This window comes from Pectobacterium parmentieri (assembly GCF_001742145.1).
GTDB lineage: Bacteria > Pseudomonadota > Gammaproteobacteria > Enterobacterales > Enterobacteriaceae > Pectobacterium > Pectobacterium parmentieri.
In genome coordinates this window covers 3,457,387-3,472,655 of record NZ_CP015749.1, presented here as the reverse complement: position 1 = coordinate 3,472,655, position 15,269 = coordinate 3,457,387, and the positions used below count along the sequence as shown (strand labels likewise).

The 15,269-nt window shown below is 51.2% G+C and carries 14 protein-coding genes and 1 other RNA gene; 7 read left to right on the top strand and 8 right to left on the bottom strand.

The features are described from left to right. Positions 1 to 6 precede the first annotated feature (6 nt). From A8F97_RS15710 to A8F97_RS15685, 5 genes are all read right to left on the bottom strand, one after another. Complete coding sequence (locus A8F97_RS15710; RefSeq protein WP_230856851.1) at positions 7 to 243, bottom strand: DUF2645 family protein; 237 nt, start codon at positions 241 to 243, stop codon at positions 7 to 9. Between the two features lie 801 nt (positions 244 to 1,044). Then, a complete protein-coding gene (gene ubiI, locus A8F97_RS15700; RefSeq protein WP_033070850.1) occupies positions 1,045 to 2,256 on the bottom strand; it encodes an FAD-dependent 2-octaprenylphenol hydroxylase in 1,212 nt (403 codons plus the stop codon). 29 nt (positions 2,257 to 2,285) lie between these two features. Continuing rightward, complete coding sequence (gene ubiH, locus A8F97_RS15695; RefSeq protein ID WP_033070851.1) at positions 2,286 to 3,464, bottom strand: 2-octaprenyl-6-methoxyphenyl hydroxylase; 1,179 nt, start codon at positions 3,462 to 3,464, stop codon at positions 2,286 to 2,288. Positions 3,465 to 3,489: 25 nt separating this feature from the next. Beyond that, positions 3,490 to 4,815: a Xaa-Pro aminopeptidase gene (gene pepP / locus A8F97_RS15690; RefSeq protein WP_012822307.1), complete on the bottom strand. Its 1,326-nt coding sequence runs from the start codon at positions 4,813 to 4,815 to the stop codon at positions 3,490 to 3,492. 61 nt (positions 4,816 to 4,876) lie between these two features. Further along, positions 4,877 to 5,464, bottom strand: coding sequence for a YecA/YgfB family protein (locus A8F97_RS15685; protein WP_012822308.1), 588 nt, complete (start codon positions 5,462 to 5,464; stop codon positions 4,877 to 4,879). Positions 5,465 to 5,656: 192 nt separating this feature from the next. On the opposite strand from A8F97_RS15685, the gene zapA reads away from it, so the two are divergent. From zapA to A8F97_RS15670, 3 genes are all read left to right on the top strand, one after another. After that, on the top strand, positions 5,657 to 5,986 hold the full coding sequence (zapA, locus tag A8F97_RS15680; protein ID WP_005971092.1) for a cell division protein ZapA: 330 nt from the start codon (positions 5,657 to 5,659) through the stop codon (positions 5,984 to 5,986). A 74-nt stretch (positions 5,987 to 6,060) separates the two neighbouring features. Then, positions 6,061 to 6,245: non-coding RNA, 6S RNA (gene ssrS, locus A8F97_RS15675), on the top strand. A gap of 39 nt (positions 6,246 to 6,284) precedes the next feature. Next, on the top strand, positions 6,285 to 6,926 hold the full coding sequence (locus A8F97_RS15670; protein WP_033071930.1) for a 5-formyltetrahydrofolate cyclo-ligase: 642 nt from the start codon (positions 6,285 to 6,287) through the stop codon (positions 6,924 to 6,926). Here A8F97_RS15670 and nadR read toward each other — a convergent pair. From nadR to serB, 3 genes are all read right to left on the bottom strand, one after another. Beyond that, positions 6,923 to 8,176 (bottom strand): multifunctional transcriptional regulator/nicotinamide-nucleotide adenylyltransferase/ribosylnicotinamide kinase NadR, encoded by a 1,254-nt coding sequence (nadR, locus tag A8F97_RS15665; protein ID WP_033070852.1) that lies wholly within the window; start codon positions 8,174 to 8,176, stop codon positions 6,923 to 6,925. The genes A8F97_RS15670 and nadR overlap by 4 nt on opposite strands. A gap of 131 nt (positions 8,177 to 8,307) precedes the next feature. Then, complete coding sequence (gene radA, locus A8F97_RS15660) at positions 8,308 to 9,690, bottom strand: DNA repair protein RadA (RefSeq protein ID WP_005971086.1); 1,383 nt, start codon at positions 9,688 to 9,690, stop codon at positions 8,308 to 8,310. 17 nt (positions 9,691 to 9,707) lie between these two features. Beyond that, positions 9,708 to 10,685: a phosphoserine phosphatase gene (gene serB / locus A8F97_RS15655; RefSeq protein ID WP_033070853.1), complete on the bottom strand. Its 978-nt coding sequence runs from the start codon at positions 10,683 to 10,685 to the stop codon at positions 9,708 to 9,710. A gap of 156 nt (positions 10,686 to 10,841) precedes the next feature. Here serB and A8F97_RS15650 point away from each other — a divergent pair, with 156 nt between their 5' ends. The 4 genes from A8F97_RS15650 (at position 10,842) to prfC (ending at position 15,128) form a co-directional block, all read left to right on the top strand. Beyond that, the gene (locus tag A8F97_RS15650; RefSeq protein ID WP_014698672.1) at positions 10,842 to 11,534 is read left to right on the top strand and encodes a YtjB family periplasmic protein; all 693 of its coding nucleotides are present in this window, start codon (positions 10,842 to 10,844) and stop codon (positions 11,532 to 11,534) included. Positions 11,535 to 11,739: 205 nt separating this feature from the next. Next, entirely contained in the window at positions 11,740 to 12,051 is a 312-nt protein-coding gene (locus tag A8F97_RS15645) for a helix-turn-helix domain-containing protein (protein ID WP_012822313.1), read from the top strand. Continuing rightward, the gene (locus A8F97_RS15640) at positions 12,041 to 13,258 is read left to right on the top strand and encodes a type II toxin-antitoxin system HipA family toxin (protein WP_425311598.1); all 1,218 of its coding nucleotides are present in this window, start codon (positions 12,041 to 12,043) and stop codon (positions 13,256 to 13,258) included. The genes A8F97_RS15645 and A8F97_RS15640 overlap by 11 nt, the downstream gene beginning before the upstream one ends. Positions 13,259 to 13,538: 280 nt before the next feature. Then, a complete protein-coding gene (gene prfC, locus A8F97_RS15635; RefSeq protein WP_033070854.1) occupies positions 13,539 to 15,128 on the top strand; it encodes a peptide chain release factor 3 in 1,590 nt (529 codons plus the stop codon). The last annotated feature ends 141 nt before the right edge of the window (positions 15,129 to 15,269 follow it).

Here is a 15,269-nt window from a genome sequence, read left to right as displayed (position 1 = left end):
TTTTAATTATTGGCAAAAATTAAATCGAATATAAAAACTCCATAAGTAATAAAATAGAATAATAATATAGGTAGTTGTTCTGGCTATGCTCCTTTTTACAAGGAAGAATGGGATAGATAATGGGATAATGATAAATGAAAAGAATCCATCAGAATCTCCCTCTGGTATCTCGCAGAGGTTTTTTATTTCTACCCCATCGACCATCCCTTCGTAATCTCTTATTGATGTGATCAATATGATCATAGCGCAGAGAAATGAGTAAAGATAAAATGTAATGTTGTAAGTGATTTTGCTATAGCTTTGCATGTAAGTATTCTCGTGGTTTTAATTACTGCCACCATTTTTTTGGGTAGTAACATCATAAAGAAGTTTTGTTATTCTTTCTCGATGATTTAGCATCGATCTGCCGTATGACGTCCAATCCCTTTCTTCTTTCGAACTTTTTTCTTCATTTATTGATATAAATCGCTCTGGCTTCGTTCAATACTTCGATTGTAGCGCGAACCTGCAAGGATGAACTGTTCGTCGGTTAGGTTAAAAGTGTCAGTGCTAGGGTAATCATAAATTATTAATTCATAAAGATGACGAGCGACCATTGTTAAGTTTAAATTATCTTTATTTGAGTAGATTGAGATATGTATTGCCTCGGTATCGCTTAATTCTACGGGGTTATTTTTAAAAATTTCGGCAACCACCCTAATTTGCATGGCGATAATGCCTATTGATGTCTTCTCTAGGAACGTTATAACGTAAGTTTTTATTGAAAGGAAGTAGAGACTGAGTGTTTAATGAGAATATTATTTATGCCAGAAAGATATCGTTTCTAAAAATAGTTAATTATGTATTTTAAATAATAAAATTATAGCGGAATGGCGGTGTATCGCGATAATTATTTCTAAACGATAAATTTCATTATTTACGTAAAATGGTATCAGTAGATTAAATATCAAGATAAGTAGTTAAGATTACTGATTTCATTAAAAATGAATCGTTATTGATAACCCGCCGCCTAAGCGGCAAGGTTAATTATCCATTCCAATTTTATTATTTTCCGGCACTGAGCCAGTCTGGCAGATCGTGTAATCCCATTGCCTGACGGACCAGCGTCGGTTTAATGCCGGGCAGTTTGTCCGCGAGTACCAGTCCGACGTCACGCAGCAGCTTTTTCGCCGGATTGTCACCGTTAAACAATTCGCGGAACCCTTGCATGCTCGCGAGCATCACGGCGGCGCTGTGTTTACGGCGACGTTCATAGCGCCGCAGATAAAGATGCTGGCCGATATCTTTGCCCTGAGCCTGTAAGCGTTTCAGCTCTGCAATCAGTTCGGCGACATCCATGAAGCCCAGATTGACGCCTTGCCCTGCCAGCGGGTGGATAGTGTGCGCCGCGTCGCCGACCAGCACTAGTCGGTGTGCTGCGAAGCTGCGAGCGTAGCGCCCCATTAGCGGGAACGTCTGGCGCTCGCTTTCCAGTTCACATAGCCCTAATCGCATATCAAATGCCATCGCCACCTGACGGTTGAATTCCTCTACTGGCAAGCCTTGCATCGCCTGTGCCTGCTCTGGTGAAAGCGACCAGACAATCGAGCAAAGGCGCGGATCGTCCAGCGGCAGGAATGCCAGAATGCCATCGCCGTGGAACGCCTGACGCGCGACGGATTGATGCGGATGTTCAGTACGAATATTGGCGACCAGCGCGTGGTGTCCGTAGTCCCAAAAGGTCAGCGGAATATCGGCATGCTGGCGTAGCCACGAGTGGGCACCGTCCGCGCCAACTACTAGCCGGGCGGTCAGCATGCTGTCATCCTGCAACGTAATAAAGGCTTCGTTCTCCCCCCAGGCGACCTGTTTTAATGATGCGGGGGAGAGCAGGGTGATGTCGCTTAACTGGGAAGCCCGTTGCCACAACACCTGCTGAATCACGGGGTTTTCAATGATATGCCCAAGATGAGAAAAACCGAACTCTTCACCGCTAAAGCTGATTTTGCCGAAGCTGTCTTTGTCCCAGACCTGCATGTCGTTGTAAGGGCTGACGCGCTGTGCCACGAGGTTTTCCCAAACGCCGATATGGCGCAGGAGGCACTCGCTGGCGGCATTAATGGCGGAGACGCGCAGGGCATGGTTTTTCCCGAGCGGCTGGGATACTGCCGTCTGCTTTTCCAGCACGGCGATGCGCAGGCCACTACCCTGTAGGCCGCAGGCCAGCGCCAAACCGACCATACCGCCACCGGCAATAACCACGTCGAATGATTGCATTTCCGTATTTTCCTGTTGGCGAGCTTTAATTAACGTTTTACCCAACCCAGCGTGCGACGGGCAAAAGCATCGCGCATCAGCGGCAGGTTATTCATAGCGATCAGGCCCAGATTGCGGCCGACGGCCAGCGCGGTATAGCGGTTAGCAAACAGTCTGACCAGACCATCGGTAATCGCTACAGTAGTGTGTTGGTCTGGTTCGCGGCGTTGCTGATAACGGCTGAGTACGCTGTACTGGCCGATATCTTGCAGGTTCTGCGCGGCATCGACTATCGTTTCCGCCAGCGACATCACATCGCGAATCCCCAGATTAAAGCCTTGTCCTGCAATGGGGTGCAGCGTTTGTGCCGCGTTGCCGACCAGCGCCAGCCGATGACTGATGTGCTGGTTCGCCGTTAGCAAGCGCAGCGGGTAACTGTGGCGTTCGCCGATGTGGGTGAGTTGCCCCAGACGCCAGCCAAAAGCCTGCTGTAACTGCTGGCGAAATTCGGTTTCGCTCCACCCATCGACCTCAGCTTGACGATGTTGATCATGACACCAGACGAGCGAACAGCGACCGTTATTCATAGGCAATAGTGCCAGCGGGCCGTGTGGGGTAAATCGCTCAAATGCCCGCCCGCAATGGGGTTTGGTAGTGGTCACGTTGGCAATAACCGCGATCTGATCATACGCATGCTGTTGCCAGTGAATTCCGCAGGATTGCGACAGCATAGAATGTGACCCATCCGCGGCAACCAGTAGTTGACCCGTTAGCTCCGTACCGTTGTCCAGCGTTAGCGTCGCGTTTTCTTGCGTCCGTTTGACGGCAACCACTTTGGCAGGACAGTGCAGGCGCACGCCGGGGGCTTGTTGCAGCAGAGAAAACAGGCGTTGCCCGACGTCGTGCAGTTCAACCACATGGCCCAATGCCTGAACATGATAGTCCGACGCGTGCAAATCCACCGCGCTAGCATGTCCGCGTTCGCTGACATGAATGTCGGTAATCGCGGTCGCATGACCCGACAGCGCTTGCCAGATACCCAGCGCCGCCAACTGCTGGCGTGTGCCATCGGACAGCGCAATCGCGCGTGCGTCAAAGCCAGGATGTTCCCTATCGAGCGGAGAATAGGCTTCAACCAGCTCGACCGGGATCGTACCTTGCGAGAGCCGCGATATTGCCAGCGCTAGCGTCGCGCCTGCCATTCCGCCACCGACAATCATGACCGCCATGTTTTAGTCCTGTTGAAAAAGCGATTTATGCTTGTTTGTCATGCTGCTGTGCCATCAGCGCTTCGATGGCATCGGCGTCTTTGACCACGCCAGCCGTCAGATTTTCATTACCGTTTTCGGTGATCACGATATTGTCTTCGATACGCACGCCAATTCCCCGGTACTGTTGTGGCACTTTGGCATCGGGCGCGATGTAAAGACCTGGCTCGATGGTCAGTACCATTCCGGGCTCAAGCGGACGTCCTCGGTCGGTTGTGCCGTAGTTGCCGACATCGTGCACATCCAGACCTAACCAGTGGCTGAGGCCGTGCATAAAGAACTGACGATGTGCCTGTTCAGCAATCAGCTCTTCGACTTCGCCCTTCATCACGCCGAGTTTGATGAGCCCGTTAACCATGATGCGCACCACCTCTTCGTTGACGTCGCGGATGCTGCGACCCGGCCCGAACAGCTCCAGCGCCCTCAGTTGTGAGCGCAGTACGATGTCATAAATGGCCCGCTGTGGCGCGGTAAACTTACCGTTGACGGGGAAGGTGCGGGTAATATCACCAGCATAGCTTTTGTATTCACAGCCTGCGTCAATCAGTACCAGATCGCCGTCGCGCATTTGTGTTTCGTTTTCGGTGTAATGCAGGATACAGGCGTTGTCACCGCTGCCAACAATGGTGTTGTAAGACGGGTAGCGCGCGCCGTGACGAGTAAATTCGTGGTGAATTTCGCCTTCAAGCTGGTATTCATACATGCCGGGACGACACTTCTGCATGGCGCGCGTATGGGCCAGCGCGGTAATTTCGCAGGCGCGACGCATGACGCTGATTTCTTCAGGCGATTTGAACAGGCGCATTTCATGCACCCACGGGCGCCAGTCGGTCAGCGTCGCGGGAGCGGCAAACCCCTGACGGGTGCCGTTGCGCAAGGTATCCAGCGCGGTGAAGACCAGTTTGTCGGCGTAATCGTACTGCCCCTGCGCGTGGTACACGACGTCCAGTCCATTCAATAACAGATGCAGTTGTGCGCTGATTTCGCCAAACGGCAGGGCGCGGTCAACGCCGAGTTTGGCGGGGGCGGCTTCCTGACCAAGGCGACGACCGAACCAGATTTCAGCGGTCAGATCGCGCACACGGTTGAAGATGACGCTGTGATGATGCTTGGCATCGCTTTTTACCAGCAGTAGAACGGCTTCTGGTTCATTGAACCCTGTGAAATACCAGAAATCGCTATTTTGACGATAAGGATAGTCACTGTCGGCATTGCGCTGTGCTTCCGGCGCAGCAAAAATAATCGCCGCGCTGCCCGGTGCCATTTTTTCCAACAGACCCTGACGACGACGAAGAAATTCTTGTGGATTCATCACCTGCTCCTGAAAGTAGTCCGTGCGGTTGTTTTTCCCTTCCGCCCTGCGTAATTCGGTATTAGTGCAACGTTGGTTTTTGCTGCTCGGGCGCAGCCACAACGTGCTGGCTGGTAAATTCGGTATGGCACAAAATGGCAGAAACGCGAACATACTCAATCACTTCTTCCAGTGATTGTTCCAATTCTTCCTGATCTTCATCTTCGTCGTAGCCAAGCTGTGCGATGTTGCGCAAATCGTCGATGGCTTCTTTCAACTCGCCCTTAACCTTGTTCAACTTTGGCTGAATGACGCCCAGGCCAAGCAGGAAGTGGTTGACCCAACCTGCCAGCGCATCGGCGCGATCGAAGACGCTCACCTCGTCCTGCGAGTCATCTGGCAGGAAAAGCTGAAACAGGAAACCATCATCTTCCAGCGCTTCACGCGTGGCCTGATACAGATCCTGAAGCGGTTGCGACAGCGTTTGAGTAAACGCCATACCTTCATTAGTCAGTTCAAAAACCAGCGTTCTCCAACTGTCGTCATGGTTTCCACCACACAGCATTCCGCTGATCAAGCCGTGCATTTCTGCTGCAGTCAGCGCGACTTGCTGTTGGTGAAGCAGTTGGTTAAGGCCCTCATAGGCGGGAAACGTATTCTCTATAGACATGCGGATTCGTCATCGTTGGCTGGATTGGTTCGTGCTATGCTACCACCAAGCTCCCTTTGGATTCCAGAAAGGGCTTGTATCTTAGATCCCGGCTATATATAGTTGCGCCCGCTTTAACGAACCCGATGTAACGGGTAATGCTCATGCTATGCGACACGCTGGCGCAAGAACGAAAAAAGGCAGGAAGGTGGTATGTCTGCACAACCAGTAGATATTCAAATTTTTGGCCGTTCGTTAAGAGTGAATTGTCCGCCAGAACAACAGGAAGCGTTGAATCAGGCTGCGGAAGATCTTAACCAGCGGTTGCAAGATCTGAAAGTTCGCACTAGAGTCACCAACACCGAGCAACTGGTGTTCATTGCCGCGCTGAATGTGTGCCATGAATTGGCGCAGGAACGGGGCAAAACGCGTGATTATGCGTCGAATATGGAACAGCGTATTCGTATGTTGCAGCAGACTATTGAGCAGGCGTTGCTGGAACAGGGTAAGATCACGGAGCGTCAGGGTACGCAATTTGAATAACGTCGTATTTTGACAAAAGTACGGTGTTTTTACGCGATAAGACGTGCTAAGGTTTATCGCGAGTAACGAATAAAATTTCTCTGAGATGTTCGTCAGCGGGCCAGTCCCCTGAGCCGATATTTCATACCAAACAGAATGTAATGCTCTGCGGTTGGTGAGCACGCTCGGTTCGTCCGAGAAGCCTTAAGACTGCGACGTTATGTTCACCTTGAACCAAGGGTTCAAGGGTTACAGCCTGCGGCGGCATCTCGGAGATTCCCTTTCTTTTATTATTCTTGACCCGTGGCGTATGCAGCCCATGTCATCTTCTGAACCGACAATCCTTCCCGATACCTCATTCTCTTCTACAGCAGCATTACGCCAGCAGATCCGTCAGGCTGTACGCCAGCGGCGACGCTTATTGACGCCGGAACAGCAGGCGCACTTTGCGCAACAGGTGTGTGAATGCGTCGTGGCGCACCCGAAAGTCCTACAAGCAGATAGCGTGGCGGTCTTTCTGTCGTTTGACGGCGAGCTGGATACTTCACCGCTGATTCACCAGCTATGGCAGCAGGGGAAGCACGTTTACTTGCCGGTTCTGCATCCGTTTCGTGCCGGGCATCTGCTGTTCCTGCGCTATGCGCCGGACACTGAGCTGGTGCGCAATCGGCTGAAGATTATGGAACCGCGTCTGGACGTGCGGCAGGTATTGCCATTACCGCAGTTGGATATTCTGCTGACACCGCTGGTGGCGTTTGACGATCGGGGGCAGCGGTTGGGCATGGGCGGTGGTTTTTACGACCGCACGTTGCAGTATCGTAGCCATACGGACATCGGGCCTTACCCGATGGGGCTGGCCCACGATTGTCAGATGGTTGACGCACTGCCAGTGGAAAGCTGGGACATCCCGCTACCGGAAATTATCACCCCTTCCCACCATTGGCAGTGGAACACGCACTAGCTTTTTATTTGTTCAGGCGACCGATCGTGCCCCAACATTTGCTGTACCAATTCCACACAGTGCAGGAAGCGTGAATCGTAGTCCGACTCTTTGATGTAAACGTACGGGATATTATTTTTAGCCAACATCGTTTTCAGCAGGTTCTGGAATTCCGAACGGGCGGTGGTACTGCCTAAGCTGCGCAGCCCGTCGGCTACCCAAGGCGTATTGTTTTCCAGCAGAATCACCAGATCGAAGCGGTATTCGTCGACCAGCGCCTGAACGAATGGATGCTCACGGCCCTCATATTTCTTGCAGAATGCCTGCGTGGTGACAAAGTCGGTGTCGATAAAGGCCACTTTATTGGCATATTTGACCGCAAAATCAATGTACTGTGCCTGACCCAGCGCGATCTTGTCATAGTCGGAATATTGCAATGCCATCTCGTCGCCACCCAGATGGGAGAACACGTAATCGCGGCCATATTCCCAGGCGCTGGTGGTGTTGAAGATATTAGCCAGCTTGTTCACCAGCGTGGATTTACCGCTGGATTCTCCGCCAAGAATGGCAACGGTACGCACAAAGAACGGCTTCACTTCTGTCGGGATATAGTCCCAGTAACGGAAAGGATCGTGACGGATCTGCGAACCGCTGATGTTCATGAAGGATCGCTGCGGGTCGATCAAGACGGCTTCAATCCCCAGGTGCTCGCGATATTGCGCGGCATCCTGTTCTTCGCTGGTGTAGACGAAATTGGGCGTGATGCTTTTTTCCTGCATGAACGCTTGAATACCCTTACTCCACACATCCCAGCCGTGTGGGTAGGGTTCCATTCCTTGCTCATTAAAGGCGTGAATATGAATATTTTTCTGATATTTAAAGGTTTGCAGCAGCCAGCGCAGGCGGTCGCTGACGGTGGGCTGCTGTGACATCGAACTGTTCTCAAACATCAGCCGGTCGCGCGGTTCGTCGTAGCCTAAAATCACATGCAGTTCATCGACCTGACTACAGGCGCGCTGAATCAGATAAATATGGCCGGTGTGTAGTGGATAGAACTTGCCGAAGACAATACCAATATTCTTTTCATAGCGGGGGAATTCCAGCTCGAGAAAACGATGCAGTGCTTCCAGTTTTTGTGCGCTAGGGCTTTTGATTTTGGCATTAAGTAATTGACTGAGATAGCCTTTAGTCATATCGGTTGCGTCGGCAACCTGCTGTAGGGTGCAACCCTTCTGGCGGATAGCGGATTTCAGGTAATCAAATGATGACATAGTGCAACACTCTTGTTTAGCTTACTAAACAAAATACCACAAGATAAGGTAACCTCCGCTACTCTTTCACACGCCTGTTTGAGCTAAAGGGACACAGGGCGAAGAGCAACGGATAGCTTTCTGTGGTTCGTTTAGAGATCGTCGAGGATCGCCAGCGCGTCGGCCAGCTTTTTCACGCCGAACACCTGCATGCTGGCTGGGGCTTTCTTCGGCATATTGGCATGAGGAACGATGGCGCGTTTAAAACCGTGTTTGGCGGCCTCGGTAATGCGCTCTTGTCCGCTGGGAACCGGACGAATTTCGCCAGCCAGACCGACTTCACCGAAGATGACCAGATCCTGCGGCAGCGGGCGGTCGCGGAAGCTGGAAACCAGCGATAGCAGCAGCGCCAGATCGGCACTGGTTTCGGTCACTTTGACGCCGCCGACGACGTTCACGAACACATCCTGATCTGACATCTGCAAGCCGCCGTGGCGATGCAGTACTGCCAGCAGGATCGCCAGGCGGTTTTGCTCTAATCCGACGGCAACGCGACGTGGGTTAGCCATCATTGATTGATCTACCAGTGCCTGAATCTCAACCAACAGCGGGCGTGTACCTTCCCACACCACCATGACCGAGCTACCGGACGTCACTTCATCCCCGCGGCTGAGGAAAATGGCCGATGGATTGCTGATCTCACGCAGCCCTTGTTCCGTCATGGCGAACACGCCCAATTCATTGACGGCACCGAAACGGTTTTTATGGCTGCGCAGCGTGCGGAAACGGGAATCGGCATCACCGTCCAGCAGCACGGAACAGTCGATGCAGTGTTCCAATACCTTCGGACCAGCGAGTGAACCGTCTTTGGTGACGTGGCCGACCATCACGATAGCAACGCCGCGCGTTTTGGCGAAGCGCGTCAGGTAGGCGGCGGTTTCGCGCACCTGCGCTACGCTGCCGGGGGACGATTGAATATCGGCGAGATGCATGACCTGAATGGAGTCGATCACCATCAGCTTCGGCTGTTCCTGCTCGGCAATCAGGCAAATTTGTTCGATGCTGGTTTCTGACAGCATGTTGAGATTCTGGGTCGGCAGATTGAGCCTGTGTGCCCGCATCGCGACCTGCTGCAAGGATTCTTCCCCGGTAACGTACAGAGTTTTCATGTTCTCTGACAGCTTACAGAGCGTTTGCAGCAGCAGGGTACTTTTACCTGCGCCGGGGTTGCCGCCGATCAGGATCGCGCTGCCAGGAACGACGCCGCCGCCCAGAACGCGGTCAAATTCCTGAAAGCCAGTGGAAAAGCGGGGTAACGCTTCAAGGCTGATTTCCGAGAGTTTTTGCACCCGGCTGACACCTGCACTCTCACCCGCATAGCCGGTGAGACGGTCGGAGCGTGATACGGACGCCGACGCCAGGCGGACTTCAGTAATGGTATTCCAGGCGTGGCAGGCGCTGCACTGCCCTTGCCAGCGTGGGTAATCAGCCCCACATTCATTACATACAAACGCCCGTTTGACGGCTTTTGCCACGGTTCACCTCCTACTAATTAACGCTTTTCGTGTCTCATGCTGCCGCTGAGGATGCAGAGCACGCCAGTGAGATCGGCATGACGGATCGTTACCGTAGACTGCTCATTAACCTTGGGTTTGGCGTGATAGGCAATACCTAAGCTGGCGGTTTTGATCATCGGAAGATCGTTCGCGCCGTCACCGATAGCAACGGTCTGATGCATTGGGATTTCTAGCTTTTCCGCCAACTGTTGCAGCGTAGTGGCTTTATATTTTGCATCGACAATCGTACCGATGACTTCACCCGTCAGTTTGCCGTCTTGCATGCCTAATTCGTTGGCAACGGCGGCGACCAGACCCAGCTCGTCACGCAAGTAATCAGCAAAGTAGGTAAACCCGCCCGATGCAATCGCAACGTGCCAACCCGCTTCCTGAAGCTGGCTAACCATATGAGTTAGACCCGGCATCAGTGGCAGGGTTTTGCGTACCGTTTGTAAAATAGTGGCGTCGGCACCTTTTAATGTCCCTACGCGCTGACGTAGGCTGGCGGCGAAATCTAGTTCGCCGCGCATCGCGCGTTCGGTGACTTCAGCAACCAGCTCACCAGTGCCTGCCAGCTTGGCGATTTCATCAATGCATTCGATCTGAATCGCGGTGGAATCCATGTCCATTACCAGTAAACCCGGCGACCGCAGCGTCGGTGCGTTGCGCATGGCCGCGACATCGATACCCAACTCGTGAGCCAGCTTGGTTGCGCGTGGTGTCAATGTGCCTGCCAAACGGACGACCTGATAGTCGCCGACGTTCCAGGCGCTCACGATGACCATGGCGCTCCCCAACTTACGCTGGTAGCGGGAAATCAGGTTTTTATCGAGGACGTCGCTATAAATCAGCCAGCCTGTGTCGCCAGCGCGGTAGTCAAGCGGCATCACTTCGTCACCGCTCAGTGATAATGGCAGTCCCGGCCAACAGTTGATCTCATCTGGGAGATCACAATAGGTCAGACTATTCGACATGGGGAAAATCCTCTGCTGGCAATAGTGCAATAAAGTCGTGCGATAAAAAAGGATGTGGCGTCGACCAAACATATCCCTTCAAAAACTGGGCAACAAGCTATCCTATCGCTGGCGCTTCTGGCAACATGAAAGTATCCAAATCGTGTAAGGATTATCATGGTTCGCGCCCGGGTGAAATTTCGTCTCCACCGCACGGCAATTGTGCTGATTTGCCTCGCCCTGCTGGTGGTATTAATGCAAGGTGCGTCCTATTTCAGTTTAAGCCACCAGATGGCACGCTCTGAACAGGTCGAAGATCTGTCGCGCACGCTGTCCAGACAGGTGGCTTACAGCCTTTCGCCGCTGATGAGCAGCGTGGATGATAATGGTCAAAAGATTACGACCATCCTCAAACAGCTCACCGATCATAGCCGTATTCTGGATGCTGGTGTGTATCAGCAGGATGGTTCGCTGGTGGCGCATGTGGGTGAACAGGTACAACTGCGAGACCGGTTGGCGCTGGACGGCAATCGGGTCGGCAGTTACTTTAACCATCAACTGGTGCAGCCCATTGAGGGAAAAGAAGGGCCTATCGGCTTCCTGCGCATCACGCTGGATACGCATGTGTTGGCAACCGAAGCCAGACAGGTGGATAACACCACCAATATTCTTCGTCTGATGATCTTACTGTCGCTGGCTATCGGCATCATTCTGACCCGAACGCTGTTGCAGAATCGTCGTACTCGCTGGCAACAGTCTCCTTACCTTCTTACTGCGAGCACGCCAGTGAAAGAAGAAGAGGAGGAGAGTGACATGCAACCGGATGGCAGCCCGGTAGTGAAAAAAGACGGAGAAGAGAAGAGCCTCTAATGGTCATCTCGTATATCCCCTAAAGATGTGGTCACGCTGGTTTGTGCTATCACCGATACAACGCTTAACATCACCTTTGATTAGCTTCTATATATCAATCATACAGAATGATATATAGAAGCTAATCAATCTTGTGCTCTTTTGATTGTAGTGATATATTTTTATATATATTTTATGATGATTGATATATTAAAGAATATCAAATATGAGCTATGTAACAGAGCAAATACTAGAAAGTCTTCGAGAAGCACGCGCACGTAAGGGGTTTAGCCAGAGAGAGCTAAGCGCCCGTTCGGGTGTACCTCAAAGCCATATCTCGAAAATCGAGTCTGGAGGCGTTGATCTAAGGGTTTCCAGCTTGATTGCACTCGCGCGTGTGCTTGACCTGGAGCTATTTGTCGCGCCTAAAAAGTCTGTGCCAGCGATAAAGTCGATCATTCGAAGTAGCAAAGGAACTCAGGATGAGGGGGAAGGGATGTCACTTGCATACCATTTAGATGGAGACAATGATGACTAATAATGTATCCACTTTAAACGTTTTGCTCTACGGAGCGCCTATCGCAACGATCACCAACGTTGGCAATGACAAGACGCTATTTGCTTTTACGGATACTTACGCGAATGATGAATTCCGGCCTGTGTTAGGACTTGGCTTTAAGGATTCGCTCGGTGGCTTGGTCACTAACTTCAAACCTACCCAAACCAAGTTAACACCGTTTTTCTCCAATCTCCTGCCAGAAGAAACGATGCGTAACTACTTGGCAGAGCGTGCGGGTGTGAACCCCGCGCGGGAATTTTTTCTATTGTGGGTATTAGGACAAGATTTAGCGGGAGCGATTACTGTTGAACCTGCCGATGGTGAAGCGCTACCGCCTAATGTGCAGCAAGAAATAGAAGATGAAACCAAATACGAAGCACCGATGCGCTTTTCATTGGCAGGTGTGCAGTTGAAATTTTCAGCCGTGCAACATGCCAATGGCGGGTTGACGATCCCAGCTACAGGTAAAGGTGGCTCGTGGATTGTGAAATTGCCGTCATCTCGCTTTGAAGCCGTGCCAGAAAATGAATATTCGATGATGGTATTGGCGCGAATGTTAGGAATGGATGTGCCAGAGATTCAACTGCTACCCATTAACCAGATTGCTAACATCCCAGAAGGAATCGGAAAGTTTGGCAATAGTGCCTTTGCAATCAAGCGTTTTGACCGTGCTGAAGGGCAAGCAATACATATTGAAGACTTTGCGCAAGTCTTTGGCGTATATCCTCAAGATAAATACAAAAAAGCCAGTATGCGTAATATCGCGCAGGTTATCGGTATAGAGGGTCAAGAGGAAGACATTGCTGAATTTATTCGCAGGTTGGTGTTCAATACCCTAATTGGTAACGCTGATATGCATTTGAAGAACTGGTCTGTTATTTACAAAGACAAGCGCACAGCATCAATTGCACCAGCTTATGACTTTGTCTCGACCATTCCCTACATTCCCGATGATAGCGCCTCGTTAAAAGTTAGCCGCAGCAAAAAATTCAGTGATTTTACTCTGGATGAATTATCGCACTTAGCGGCCAAAGCCATGTTGCCAGAAAAGTTGGTGTTGGATACGGCCAGGCAAACTGTGGCAAGCTTCCATGAAGTATGGGCGAAAGAAAAAGCACACTTACCGCTGACCAAATCTATCATGGTATCTATTGAGAAACACTTGCGAGATATACCACTGCGCTAATAGGCTAGGGTTCCGTGTGCGTTCTTCTATATCATTTAAAGCTCTAAGCCGTTGGCTATGAGCTGAAGAAGCAACGATTGCAAACAGCGACAACTGAGCGTTGGCGCACGCTGAGAGTAAATGTAATCGATTAGGCGACCATTGATTGTTTATAACGCCAAGATCAGAGAAAATAGCGGCCAATTACGATTAACACGACGGATTTGACAAGCGAAGAACTGAAAAGAGAGTACTTCCAGAAGTGTGTACAAATCCGTGTACAAACTAAAAGAATTTATACATGGCAACCCAAGATTTTCTTAATGAAATCAATAAGCGAAGAACGTTCGCTATCATTTCTCACCCCGATGCCGGTAAAACGACGATTACCGAAAAGGTCCTGCTGTTCGGACAGGCGATTCAGACTGCCGGTACGGTAAAAGGGCGTGGTTCCAATCAGCATGCGAAATCCGACTGGATGGAGATGGAAAAGCAGCGTGGTATCTCCATCACTACGTCTGTGATGCAGTTTCCCTATCACGAATGTCTGATTAACCTGCTGGATACCCCAGGGCACGAAGATTTCTCCGAAGATACCTACCGTACACTGACGGCGGTGGACTGCTGCCTGATGGTGATCGACGCGGCAAAAGGGGTCGAAGATCGTACTCGTAAACTGATGGAAGTCACTCGCCTGCGCGACACGCCGATTTTGACGTTCATGAACAAACTTGACCGTGACATCCGCGATCCGATGGAAGTGCTGGATGAAGTCGAAAGCGAGCTTAAAATTGCCTGTGCGCCGATCACCTGGCCGATTGGCTGTGGCAAATTGTTCAAAGGCGTATACCACCTTTATAAAGACGAAACCTACCTGTATCAGACCGGTAAAGGCCATACGATTCAGGAAGTGCGTATCGTTAAAGGGTTGAATAATCCGGATCTGGATACCGCTGTTGGTGAAGAATTGGCTGCACAACTGCGTGAAGAGCTGGAGTTGGTGCAAGGGGCCTCGCACGAGTTTGAGTTGGATGCGTTTCTGGCCGGTGAATTGACGCCAGTCTTCTTTGGTACGGCATTGGGTAACTTTGGCGTTGATCACATGCTTGACGGGTTGATCGCCTGGGCACCTACGCCGATGTTGCGTAAAACGGATACTCGTGAAGTCACGGCGGCGGAAGAGAAATTCACCGGCTTTGTGTTCAAGATCCAGGCCAATATGGATCCGAAACACCGTGACCGCGTGGCGTTTATGCGCGTCGTGTCTGGGACATATGAAAAAAGCATGAAGCTGCGTCAGGTTCGCACGGGCAAAGACGTGGTGATTTCCGACGCGCTGACCTTCATGGCAGGCGACCGTTCCCACATTGAAGAAGCCTACCCGGGCGATATCATCGGGTTACACAACCATGGCACGATCCAGATTGGTGATACGTTTACCCAGGGTGAAGAGATGAAATTCACCGGTATTCCCAACTTTGCGCCGGAACTGTTCCGTCGTATCCGCCTGCGCGATCCGCTCAAGCAGAAACAACTGCTGAAAGGGTTGGTGCAGTTGTCCGAGGAAGGTGCCGTACAGGTATTCCGTCCGTTGACCAACAACGACCTTATTGTCGGTGCTGTCGGGGTGCTGCAGTTTGATGTGGTGGTTGCCCGTCTGAAAACGGAATACAACGTTGAAGCGATTTACGAGTCCGTTAACGTTTCAACCGCGCGTTGGGTTGAGTGCAGCGACGTGAAGAAATTCGAAGAATTTAAGCGTAAGAACGAACTGCATCTGGCGCTGGATGGTGGCGATAACCTGGCCTATATCGCCCCGACGATGGTGAACCTGAACCTGACGCGGGAACGTTATCCTGAAGTCACGTTCCACCAAACGCGTGAACATTAATTGCTTATAACGACATTGGTTTTGAACAATGCAACCACGGCTTCATGAAGAAACAGTGACGGTGGCGTTTAATTAGTGACCATGTTGTTAAAATAATCATCACCCGGTTATATTTGGTTTTAGGCCAAAAATGCCGGGTGT